This is a genomic window from Monashia sp. HAY1-5C, from assembly GCF_056755255.1.
Genome location: NZ_JBPGXG010000446.1, coordinates 1 through 261 on the forward strand (window position 1 = coordinate 1; position 261 = coordinate 261).

At 63.2% G+C, this 261-nt stretch carries 1 pseudogene; it reads right to left on the minus strand.

What is annotated here, in order from left to right:
- Window positions 1–206: pseudogene (groEL, locus tag ACR9ZK_RS22385) on the minus strand (chaperonin GroEL); the annotation flags it as partial.
- Window positions 207–261: the final 55 nt, after the last annotated feature.

The following is a 261-nucleotide window of genomic DNA, read 5'->3' on the forward strand; positions in this document are numbered from 1 at the left end:
GTCTTGGCCTCCTCGACGGTGATGACACCTTCGTTGCCGACCTTTTCCATGGCCTTGGCGATCATCTCGCCAACGCTGGCATCGCCATTGGCGGCGATCGTGCCGACCTGCGCGATCTCGCTTGAGGACTTGACCTTGGTGGCGCGTGCCTTGATTTCCGCAAGCACGGCGGTAACGCCGAGATCGATGCCGCGCTTGAGGTCCATGGGGTTCATCCCGGCGGCAACCAGCTTGGCACCCTCGCGAAAGATGGACGCGGCG